Annotated in this window: 6 protein-coding genes and 1 pseudogene; 6 read left to right on the forward strand and 1 reads right to left on the reverse strand. The window is 58.0% G+C overall.

Translation table 11 applies throughout. The features are described 5' to 3' along the window. Positions 1–227: 227 nt before the first annotated feature. Positions 228–4,829 carry an NACHT domain-containing protein gene (locus NKI72_RS07300; RefSeq protein WP_352850006.1) on the reverse strand — a complete coding sequence of 1,534 codons (4,602 nt, stop codon included), beginning with the start codon at positions 4,827–4,829 and terminating at the stop codon, positions 228–230. Positions 4,830–5,195: 366 nt separating this feature from the next. Between NKI72_RS07300 and NKI72_RS07305 the strand changes: the two are divergent. The 6 genes and pseudogenes from NKI72_RS07305 to NKI72_RS07330 form a co-directional block, all read left to right on the forward strand. After that, positions 5,196–5,417, forward strand: a pseudogene (locus tag NKI72_RS07305) (LacI family DNA-binding transcriptional regulator); the annotation flags it as partial. 4 nt (positions 5,418–5,421) lie between these two features. Next, positions 5,422–7,020: a DUF6600 domain-containing protein gene (locus NKI72_RS07310; protein WP_502898561.1), complete on the forward strand. Its 1,599-nt coding sequence runs from the start codon at positions 5,422–5,424 to the stop codon at positions 7,018–7,020. 328 nt (positions 7,021–7,348) lie between these two features. Next, positions 7,349–8,398, forward strand: coding sequence for a LacI family DNA-binding transcriptional regulator (locus NKI72_RS07315; RefSeq protein ID WP_352541574.1), 1,050 nt, complete (start codon positions 7,349–7,351; stop codon positions 8,396–8,398). 83 nt (positions 8,399–8,481) lie between these two features. Next, positions 8,482–9,735: an ABC transporter substrate-binding protein gene (locus tag NKI72_RS07320; RefSeq protein ID WP_352831768.1), complete on the forward strand. Its 1,254-nt coding sequence runs from the start codon at positions 8,482–8,484 to the stop codon at positions 9,733–9,735. Between the two features lie 291 nt (positions 9,736–10,026). After that, positions 10,027–10,953 carry a carbohydrate ABC transporter permease gene (locus NKI72_RS07325; RefSeq protein WP_023674365.1) on the forward strand — a complete coding sequence of 309 codons (927 nt, stop codon included), beginning with the start codon at positions 10,027–10,029 and terminating at the stop codon, positions 10,951–10,953. Next, positions 10,953–11,810, forward strand: coding sequence for a carbohydrate ABC transporter permease (locus NKI72_RS07330; protein ID WP_023674366.1), 858 nt, complete (start codon positions 10,953–10,955; stop codon positions 11,808–11,810). The genes NKI72_RS07325 and NKI72_RS07330 overlap by 1 nt, the downstream gene beginning before the upstream one ends. Positions 11,811–11,812 lie beyond the last annotated feature (2 nt).

Below are 11,812 nucleotides of genomic sequence, written 5' to 3' on the forward strand. Positions count from 1 at the left end.
CTGAAACAGTGCCGCTCCGACAGCGGCGGTGTCGAAATATCGCGCGCTCGATTTTCAGGAGACGGCGGAGATCAAGCACGAACTGAAGCGGGAGGAAGGTGTGGAGACGAGGGCTGGTGCTACTGTGGAGGGGAGGCTGAGGTAAAGGCTGCGGTGAGGCGGTCGCGTTTATGTGAAACCGTCCTACGATGGCAGCTTTTGACCCAGCAGACTTGGCTGCCAATTGACTAGGTTCGAAATGGTATCAATTTTCCTTGCCACTTTCCGCTCTCCTGGAAGAAGAAACCAATAAAATCGTTACGTGCAAACTGATCGTGGCGTTCGCTGAAATGGTTGGTTCCCTGACCGCCGTCCTTTTCGACCCAGACCCTCCAAACAATTGTCAAATTGTTGTTGTTTGCGAATTCCTCGATGAGGTCGCGTCGAACAATTGTGATGCCAGCTAAGAATTCGGGACTGTCAGAAAATGCGGGATCGCCATCAGATGTCACAAAGAAATTCGACCATCCATCCTTGGGGCGGAGCTTCAACTCTGCCAACAATGCGGGATGAGGCGTCGAGAATCCTGTCTCTTCTGTAACGCCACTTCGATCAAACTCACTATATTTAGGTGAAAAACTCTCGGCAATTCGCCCAAATTTGAAATTGGCTGCGTCGCATGACAGGGAAAAAGTTGGGGTCGAGGCTTGGTGCCTAAAGCTCCGCTGGCCGAAGAGGGAGGGCGAAGACCAGCCGTTCTCGAACACATCGTGGCTGTTTTGATTTATTATTTCGGTCGTCAGGCTTCCCAATTTGCCCAAGTCCTCGCGATTGACGAGAATGAGTTCTATTCCATATTGGGCGCTTCTAAATGGATCGCTCGACTCAAAACCTCTCATGTAGTCGGAACTTCTGCAAAAGCTACGATGTAAACACCATTGGTGCCCGTCCATATCTGGTTGGATGAGAAACGGTGTTGGGACCGGAATATCGTCCAAAGTTTTCGTCCAGGCCATGTTACTTTTGGGGCTGCTAGGGACAAAGGCCATTTCCGGTACGCGTATTGCTGCCGGCATATACGTCCCAGCTGGCTTGCTGAATGAACCGCTTAAATACGTCGCATCGATATCGGCACGTTCGAAATCTTCAAGCTGGATCAGAACGCTCGGTATCTTTCCCCAATCCACGTACCAATGATGGTCAGCCAGATAGCCGATTAGCTCGGCGAACGCGATGTGCTGGTATTTTTTTCCAATTCTCTCCACCTGGTGGTCATGCCTGCCATGGGAATATCTCAGCTGGTTTTTTTCGATTTCCTCGTGCAAGGATTGTTGCCATCCAAGTTCCAGCGTCCGATTGAAAACCCAGCATTGACCCTTCGAAAGCGGAAACATCGGGATTCCGTTTTCTCGGAATCTGTTTAGCGGTTGAAGGCGCTGGTATTCTTCTTTCAATTCATCGGGCAACAACCCCAAAAGCGAATTCTCGGTTTCCGCATAACGCTCTTCGACCACCTTCCCACCAATTTCTTGATTGGCGTTGTCGCTTTTCAATGAACTGTCATGTCGACCGACAGATTCCATAAGATCAAAGAGCCTGCTCTTTTCCTGCAGCTCAGATAGTCGGGTGAGTTCGCCATGGGCGTCTTGAGCATTTAGACCGAGTGCAGCAACCTTGTCCCAAAAGAGGCCTATCTCCTCTTTGCGAGTTAGTGGAGGTTGACCTCCCCGAACAGCCAGCGAAAAACTGTTGTCGATTCCGCCCATGGTATAGCGACCGAAGTCTCCTGCCATCATGGGCGCCTTTCCATCAAAAGGCGTGCTGATGTAGCCGACGACCGAACTGAAGATGGATCCGGTGCTTTTATGATGCGTTGCGATCTGCTCCAGAGTCGGCCAGTCCGATATCAAGTCAGACGAATAAGGTGGAGCAGACCTGGCTATGAGTTCTTTGCTAATCCCGACGTTGTTAAATGCGGCATGATTAACGATGATCTGAGCGTAGCGTCTTGTCCACGCATGCCGCTCCACCGGGTGTTTATCGAAGACCATGCGATCGGCCGCGAGTGCGGCAGCTTTCAAAATATCTTTGTCAACGCAGTATAGCGCGCCGGCCGAAGCGGAGGCCAAGATGCGCTCTCGGACGTACGAATCATCCCACTCGGCAAACTCGTCTATCAATATCGGAATTTCTTCGGGAAACTTAACGAGTAGGCTGGCCAGAGCCTTGGTCGCGCAATCCCGCAACTCTCTGTCCATGGTGGAGGTCATCAAGGCTAGTGCTGTTGCTACCTGATGGATCTTTTCTGCTTCAATTTCGGACCTTGGCGCAACCCAGGCCCAGTCGATCAGTTGTTGTACAGCGGGCCAGTCATCGTCATGTGCCTCGGTTCTTCCGACAAGATAGACTGACCATTTCGCATCACGTTCACCGAGTGGTAACGATGCCAGTTCTTTCTTCAAATAAGACGCGTTGAGGGGGCAATCTGATAGTGGGGCCATCGCAAGAAGTAAGTCGAACCATTCAGAGTCGCCAATCAACGAATCTTTTTTCCCCCTCTTTTGTCTTTGCCGTTCAAGCAAGTTTACCGTTTCATCTGAGATGTCTGGACCGTGTCTCCACGACATTGATGACACAAATTCGTCCACTGATATTTTCACGTGTTCAAAGAAATTATCTTCTATCAGCGGAAGTTCTCGCTTAAGCCTAGTCGGAGTCAGAGCAAGGAGTGCAATTCGTGGTCCCGCGAATTGATGGTACCGCTCTTCTGAAAAAAGATATCCGTATTTTCCATCGCCCCTCAGCTCTTTAGCGAGGGTTTCAAGGTCTTTGCAATCGCGAATTATCGCATCGGCGACGAAGTAATCACTGAATTTCTGAAATGCAAATGATACGCGCTTTCCCGTCTCAGAATCGCCAGACGGAAAGTCAAGCAACAAGCCCTCATCTATTAAGCGCGGCAAAAGCCGATCGCTGTCTTTTGTCGGCAGAGCCAGATTAACTGCGTCTTCGCAAATCTTGTAGGCTATCTCATAAGAAACGTATTCGCTTCCGCTTATCGCCATCTCCGACGCAAGCTTCTTCATTATCTTTGGAATCGTCCTATCGTTCAGTGAAATACGATCAAAACCTCGTGTGATCAAGTTTTGCTCAACCGCGCCGAGCCAGAATGATATCAGCGTAGCGATAGAGTCCAAGCCGCGTGGAAACGAGACTAGGCCCTTAGCTTTCATGAAATCCACAGCAGTCGAAAGAAATAGGGGATTGTAGAGGATTTCGTTCAAGCCAAAAATTGGTGCCGAAGGGCGTTCGATTCCGTTTCGGTCGAGATATTCTTTTGCTGCCTCTCCAAGTTGCCCTCTAAATCCACGATGCGAAATCTGGTTTAAATCCAGCCCCGGGCGGATACAAAGTTCTCGGTAAGAAGAGCGAATGGTGACGCAAAGCGCAATGCGGCTGAATTTCTTGATTTGCGCGATGAGGCTTGGCAGTCCGGATTCCCACCCCCTAGCAAACAAGCTTTCATTTAAACCATCGATCACAAAGAGAACTGGATTGCCGTCCGCGAGTGCAGCGCTATGGAGCGCGGCTAAGAAAGTCTCGAATCGGAGATCACCGATATCCAGGTAGCGCAACAAATCCTGTTCCGGTCTGTCGCCATGGTCCAGAACCCTTGCGGGAACGAATAGCGCAGGATTGCCGCTTTTTACGTGGGTTTCGACTTCGCTGGCGAGTAGGTGGGATTTGCCTATTCCTGCTTCTCCGTCCACCAGTAGTATGGGTTGTCGCAGCAGTTCAATTTCCCGTGACGACAACTCTGATGATGCCTCTCCGATCTTCGTGGCGAGATCTCTTATTTTGTCTCGGACCCCGTCAGAGAACACATATGAGGATTTCGTCTCGCCTGTTTCCGGATGGGTTTCTTCATGTTGCTCGTATTGGGCGTCAATCAGGGCTCGATAAGACGGATTTTCACGTCTAGTTGCAGAAATTTTGCGCAAAGTCTCCGACAACAGACGTGCGTATAGATCTCCGTGATCGCAACCCGTCAAAGAGCCGCTACTTTCCTCAAGAAATTTCGTTAGGCTCGCGCAATGCTCTTTCAGGGGACCGATTTCACCATCCATATTTGCGAGCGATTGAAGGGTGGCTATCGCGCCAGTCACGTTTTGCGAAAGACGCAAAAAGCGATGTTCGAAGCTACTGTCTCGGCGCAATACGCGGATCGTATTGCCTATTCTGACCTCCACGTGATCATTAGGGCGATAGCGCTTTCCGATATAGGCAAATGACCTAGCCAACTGATTTTGAAACCACTCAAGGTCCAGAGCTTTTTCGTCAAACCAATAAAGCCGCATACCAGCGTAGATTGCATCATTGCGCTGCAACCTAGCGACGAAATAGCTTTCATCCCAAAGCTCAATTGAAACCGACCGGCCGAGCTTGGCAGCTTCATTGCCGCACCACTCTTTGAAGCCGTTCCAATTTTTCGTCTGAGTGTCGTTGTTCCCTTCAGCATGCCCTGAGAAATTCCTGGGAACGGCGACATAGTAACGTTCCAGCTTGGGAAAATTCGCTAGCGCTGAGCTGAACGATTTCTTGAGCTGAGCAACCTCAGACGCCGCAAATGAATCAGGGAAATATTTGCTTTGCCAGCCCCAAACACGACCATCGGGAAATTTGACCAGTATCTCAACCCCGCCGTCAGCTCCAGGCCCGCGACTTTCGATCGCTTCATAATTCTCCGGAGGGTCTGCGAGCACCAATTGGCGGGTAAGTTCCTCAAACCCATCGTTCTGGGAGCTCCGATGTTTTCGGATGTTGCGAAAATTTATGTCTGGGGTGGTCAAGGTATGCTGATTCCAGGTTCGGTCGATTCAACCATTACGTTAATTCTTCCTCTAGTTATCAAGATTCTTCTCTACCTAGCTACGATTTTCCATTTCGCAGTTTATGCGGAGCGCGCGCAAAGAATCGTCTGGCGTTCTAACGTTTGTGCCCATGGCGCAGAACGGTGGTCGATGACAGCGCTGAGCCTGAAATCGGCCACGCCCGTAACCAAGTTATGCCCTTGCCTTCCCATCCACCTTCCCCTAATCTCTCCTCTGAGAAAACCTTTTCCCAAATCGCCCAGCACCCGCTGACATCATCAATCAGCACCCCGCCGGGCCATAAGAGAAAAGCTTTTCCCACCTGGGAGGATCGATACCCAAATCATGCCGTCCGACACCTCGCCAGCCCCCGCCAAGACCCCGTCACCCTGCGTGAGGTGGCCGCCATCGCCGGCGTCAGCATTGCCACCGCCTCAAAAGCACTGAACGGGCAGGGGCGAATGACCGCCGAAACGCGGACCCGGATTCGCGAGACGGCGCAGCGGCTTGGCTTTCGCCCGAACAGCCAGGCGCAGAGCCTGTTGCGGCGGCTCCTTTACCGTTGGGCCCGCTGGCCAACGAGCTATCGCCGCGCATTTGTGACGGTCACCGCCCTCATGAAGCAACTCTGATCCCAAATATCATCGTGCGATGCCAAGCCGTTGCGGGAGGGGGTGCGGGTAACGTCAGCAAAGTGGAACAATCCGGCAGCCGGCGGGTTTGTACGATGAAGGGCGATCTGTTTCGGAGGAAGACTACGATGAAACGCGTCCTTGCCCAACATGCGGTGCGACTGATGCTCGGCGGTGTAACCGCCTGCCTGCTCACGATCGTCGAGATTCCCAACCCAATTGCGCCATTGTCGCTCGTGTCCGAGGCAAGGGCTGCCACCACCGTTTCGATCAACACGTTCTACGAAGACCTGTCTTCCTATGGTGATTGGGTCTCGTATCACGGAGCGACCGTTTTCGTGCCGGTTGACGTGCCTGACGATTGGCGTCCGTATACGCTTGGACACTGGGTCTATACCGAGCAGTATGGCTGGCTCTGGGTGTCCGACGAGCCATTCGGCTGGGCGACGTACCATTACGGCCGGTGGGGCTATGCCGACGATATCGGCTGGTACTGGGTTCCGGGCACTCGCTGGGCGCCAGCATGGGTGAGTTGGCGTCGTGACAGAGAGCACATCATTTGGGCGCCGCTGCCGCCCCGCCGCGATCCGGATTTGATTTCAATCGAGGTGACCTTCGACACGACGCCGGATTATTACTGGGTTGTGGTCCCCACCCGCGAATTCCTTGCCGCGGACATTTCTGTGGTCGTTATTCGTGATGAGCCGGAGTTTGTGCGCATTGTCGAGGCGGCCGAACCGGCCGGCGACGTGACGATCCAGAACAATTTGGTGATCAACAAAGTCATTGATGTCGATGTAATCGAAAAGGAGACGAACCAGAAGGTGACTGCCGTCAAGGTCAGCAAGACCGACGCGCCCGAGCAGTCCGGCAAACTGGAAAACGATACGGTCGCTGTCTTTGAGGGCGAGGTGAAAGCCGACCCTAAGGCCAAACCAGCTAAGCTCAAAGACATCGAGGAGGTGAAGCAGGTTCAGGCTGGCCGGAAATCGAAGCCGACCGAAGGCGCTGCAACGACCGAGCAGGCCAAGCCCGAAGAAACCGCCAAGCCTGAGAAGCCGAAGGTCGGCAAGCAGCCAGCCGCCGAGCAGCAGCAGGCCGAGCCCGAAAAGGCGGCCAAGCCTGAGAAGCCGAAGGCCAAGGAGCAGCCGGCGACCGAGCAGCAGCAGGCCGAGCCCGGCAAGGCGGCCAAGCCTGAGAAGCGGAAGGCCAAGGAGCAGCCCGCCGCCAAGCAGCAGCAGGCCGAGCCGGAACAGGCGGCCAAGCCTGAGAAGCCGAAGGCCAAGAAGCAGCCCGCCGCCGAGCAGCAGCAGGCCGAACCGGAACAGGCGGCCAAGCCTGAGAAGCGGAAGGCCAAGAAGCAGCCCGCTGCCGAGCAGCAGCAAGCTGAGCCGGAGCAGGCTGCCAAGCCTGAGAAGCCGAAGGCCAAGAAGCAGCCCGCCGCCGAGCCGCAGCAGGCCGAGCCCGAGCAGGCGGCCAAGCCCAAGCCACAGAAACAGAAAAACAAGGCGTGCGATCCACAGACTGAGAACTGCTAGCCGTGCGGGAAGACTGCGGCACCGCGATTATTCCATCGCGGTGCCCGCTGAAAGGCAATGCACGCCAAAGCTGCTCGCCCTCTTTCCTTCGGGCCGCCATGGCAGATCCTGGACCCAGGGCAGCGAGTCGTAGTTGACTGCCGAACATGCCTGTAACCAGGCCATTCCCTCTTGCCATCCTTGCATCCTTCCCCTAATCTTCCTTTTGAGAAAACCTTTTCCCAACTCTGCCGGCATCCGCTGACTTCACCATTCAGCGCCTCGCAGGCCGGTAAGAGAGCCGGTAAGAGAAAAGCTTTTCTCAAATGGGAGGATCGATATTCAAATCATGGCGTCCGATGCGCAGCCAACGCCTGTCAAGCAGCCAGTCACCCTCCGCGAGGTGGCGGCCCTTGCCGGCGTCAGCGTCGCGACGGCCTCGAAAGCGCTGAACGGGCAGGGGCGGATGACGGCCGAGACGCGTACGCGGATTCGCGAGACGGCGCAGCGGCTTGGCTTTCGCCCGAACAGCCTGGCGCAGAGCCTGTTGCGGCGGCGCTCCTTTACCGTCGGGCTTTTGACCAACGACACCTATGGCCGCTTTTCGCTGCCGCTGATGGCCGGCGTTTCCGACGCGCTGGTCGATGCCGGCGTCTCGGTGTTTTTGTGCAATGTCGAGGACGACCCGCGCCTTGCCCAGCTGCATGTCGATGCCATGCTCGACAAGCGCGTCGACGGCATCATCGCCACTGGCAAGCGCATCGACCGCCACCTGCCGGTCGATCTCGCCAATCTCGGCATTCCGGCGATCTACGCCTTCACCGAGCCCGATCCCGGCTCCATCGCCTTCGTCTCCGATGATGCCGGCGGGGCGCGGCTGGCGGTCGAGCATTTTTGCCGGCTCGGACGGCGGCGCATCGCGCATGTCAGCGGTCCCGCAAGCTTTGCCGTGGTGCATGCGCGGGCCGAGGCCTATCGCGCGGTGCTGGCCGAGAACGGCCTGCCGGTCATGGAGCCGCTGCTCGGCCCGTGGTCGGAGGCCTGGGGCCATGAGGCGGTCAAGACGCTGTTCGACGGCAAGGGACGCGATGGCGAAAAACCCGATGCCGTCTTCTGCGGCAACGACCAGATCGCGCGCGGCGTCATCGACGCCTTGCGCGAGCGCGGTATCGGCGTGCCGGACGAGGTCGGCGTCATCGGTTTCGACAATTGGCAGATCGTCGCCGAGGCGACCCGCCCGCCGTTGACCTCCGTCGACATGAACCTTTCAGCACTTGGCCGCGAGGCCGGCCTTGCCTTGCTTTCGCTCGTCGGCGGCGAACCCGCCGAGCCGGGCATCAGAAAACTGCCGTGCCGGCTGGTGGTGCGTCAGTCATGCGGCCGTCCGCCGGACGGCTGAACGAAACGGGCCGTGTCGATAGTCACCCGCTTGGGGGCGCGGCTAAATTAAGACGCTAAATTAAAACCATGTGGAGGAGAAGCATGAGAACCACCATTACCGGGCTCGCCGTCGCCGCGAGCATATTGGGCACGCTGGCAACGGCCGGCTCGGCCGCCGCCGACACCGCCAACATCTGGGTTCGCGCCGACGGCTCGAACTTCATGCCGCGCATCGTCGATGCCTTCAACAAGGGGCATCAGAACCAGATCAAGCTCGACATCATTCCCAACGCCGAAATCATCCCGAAATACGGTGCCGCCGCCGCCGGCGGCACGGCGCCCGATGCGCTGTCGCTAGACCTGATCTACACGCCGTCCTTCGCCGCCGCCGGCCAGCTGGAAGACATCACCGACTGGGCGAAATCGCTGCCCTATTTCGCCAGCCTGTCGCCGGCGCATGTCAAGACCGGCACCTATAAGGGCCGCATCTACGGGCTGCCGTTCTCGGCGGATTCCTCGGTGCTCATCTGGAACAAGAAGCTGTTCAAGCAGGCCGGCCTCGACCCGGAAAAGGGCCCGACCAACTGGGCCGAGATCGAAGCCGACGCCGAAAAGGTCAATGCGCTCGGCGGCGACATCAAGGGCTTCTACTTCTCCGGCAATTGCGGCGGCTGCAACATCTTCACCTTCACGCCGCTGATCTGGGCCTCGGGCGGCGACATCCTGACCGAGGACGGCTCCAAGGCGACGCTGGACACGCCGCAGATGCGCGGCGCCATCGACCTCTACCGTTCGATGGTCAAGAAGGACCTGGTGCCATCAGGCGCGCAGACCGACACCGGCTCCAACTTCTTTGCCGCCTTCGCCACCGGCAATATCGGCATCTCGCCGTCCGGCGCCTTCGCCATCGGCGCGTTGAACACGCAATATCCCGACATCGACTACGGCATCACCTTCCTGCCGGGCAAGGATGGCGGCTGGTCGTCGTTTGCCGGCGGCGACAATTTCGTCGTCACCAAGGGCACCACCAAGGTCGCGGTGGTGAAGGAGTTCCTCGACTTCGCCTATTCGCTCGAGGGCCAGACCATCCTGGCGAAATACGGCAGCCTGCCGGTGCGCGGCGACATCGCCAACGAGGCGCTGAAAGACCTCGACCCGCGCTACAAGGTCGCCGCCGAAGCGATGGCCAAGGGCCGCACGCCCTATTCGGTGGTGTTCAACGACCTGATCAACTCGGCCAACGGTCCGTGGAACCAGATGATGAACGAGGTCTTCTTCGGCGAAGACGTCGACGGCGCCATCGCCAACGCGCAGGAAACGATGCAGTCGATCATCGATTCGGCGCCGCAGAAGTAAGGCGCCGGCTCCACCTCCCCCTCGAGGGGAGGTCGGACCAAAGGTCCGGGTGGGGTCGTTGCGGCAGTACTCGACGTTTCTGTCGGCGCACTTCGCAGGCGACCCCACCCCCGCAGCCCCTTAACCTCCCCCTTGAGGGGAGGTCGGACCGCAGGTCCGGGTGGGGTCATCGCGGCAGTGCTCGACGCTCTTTTGATGTCGGCGCACTTCGCAGAGGACCCCACCCCCGGCCTTCGGCCGGACCCTCCCCTCAAGGGGGAGGGGGACGTAGCGCTAACGGAAGACCACGGCATGACCACCATCACAGCAATCTCCGCGCCAGCGCGCGCATACAAACTGGTCGGCGCCGGCCGCCGGCAGTGGATCGGCCTGCTCTATGTCGCGCCCGCCGTTGCGCTTGTCGTCGTCTTCTTCATCGTGCCGCTTTGCATGACCGCCTGGATGTCGCTGCACAACTGGCCGCTGATGGGCGCGCACAGCTTCATCGGGCTCGACAATTACTGGGCGATCCTGCGCGATACCCGCTTCTGGAACGCGCTGAAGTTCACCGGCTACTACACGGTGGTGGTGACGATCGCGATCTTCGCCGTCGCCTTTCCGCTGGCGCTGTTCATCGAAAGGCCGCGGCAGCTGACCGGCTTCTACCGCACGTCCTTCTTCATGCCGGCGGTCATCGGCTTCGCCTCGGCCAGCCTTTTGTGGTCGTGGCTGCTCAATGTCGATTCCGGCCTGTTCAGCCCGGCCGCCTTCGAGCTTGGCCTGACCGAGAAGAAATTCAACCTGCTGGCGACCTTCCAGCCGGCCTTCTGGTCGATCATCGCCATGGTCGTGTGGAAGGTGGCGGGCTTCACCATGATCATCCTGATGACCGGCCTGCAGTCGATCCCGCCGGACCTGCAGGAGGCGGCGATGATCGACGGGGCGGGGCCATTCGCGCGGTTCCGGGCGATTACCTTGCCCTTGATGCGCCGCACGCTGGCGCTGGCGCTGATCCTGTCGGTTGCCGGCTCGATCCTCGCCTTCGACCAGTTCTACATCATTCTGCGCGGCGGCCCGCGCAACCAGACGCTGACCGCCGTCTACTGGATCTTCAACCAGTCCTTCGTGTCGTTCAAGCTCGGCTATGGCGCAGCACTGTCGATGGTCCTGCTGGTCATCCTGGTAGCGCTCAGCCTTATCCAGCTGCGGCTGCTGCGCAATCCCGAGGGGGTCGACTGATGGCGCAGGCTCGCACCCGCAAACGCCGCATCGGCATGCAGATCGCCGAGCACTCGACCGGCATCATCGCGTCGATACTGTTCCTGGCGCCGATCGCCTGGACGGTGCTTTCGGCCTTCAAGCCGGCGCAGGAGGCGCGCCAGCCGCCGCTGCCGCCGTGGCCGACCAGCGGCATCTCGCTCGAGAACTACGCCACGCTCAACACCTTCGGCGATGGCCTCTGGCTGCCGGCGCAAAACAGCATCTATGTCTCGGTGATGACCGTGGTGCTGTCGGTGATCGTCAGCGTGCTCGCCGGCTACGGCTTCTCGCGCTTCCGCTTTCCGCTGAAGAACCTGCTCTTCGTCGTCATCCTGTCGACGATCATGATCCCGTTCCAGTCGATCCTGACGCCGATCTTCCTGGTACTGACCAAGATCGGCCTGCACAACACGCTGACCGGGCTGGTCTGCGTCTACGTCACGCTGCAGCTGCCGTTCTCGATCTTCATGATGCGCAACGCCTTCGACGCGGTGCCGCGCGAGATCGAGGAGGCCGCGCGCATGGACGGCGCCAACAACGTCACCATGCTGCTGAGGGTGATGCTGCCGCTGGTCTGGCCGGGAATCGTCACCATCGCGCTGTTCGCCTTCCTCGGCGCCTGGAACGAGTTTCTGGCGGCGCTGGTGCTGATGACCGACCAGTCCAAATTCACGCTGCCGATCATGATGACCGCACTGCAGTCCGGCCGCTTCGGCGCCATCGACTGGGGCGCCGTGCAGGCCGGCGTCACCGTCATGATGGTGCCGTGCCTGGTGCTCTTCCTGCTGCTGCAGCGCTTCTACATCCGCGGCCTGATGGCAGGGGCCGTGAAGTGACC

Source organism: Mesorhizobium sp. M0437 (assembly GCF_040321335.1).
GTDB lineage: Bacteria > Pseudomonadota > Alphaproteobacteria > Rhizobiales > Rhizobiaceae > Mesorhizobium.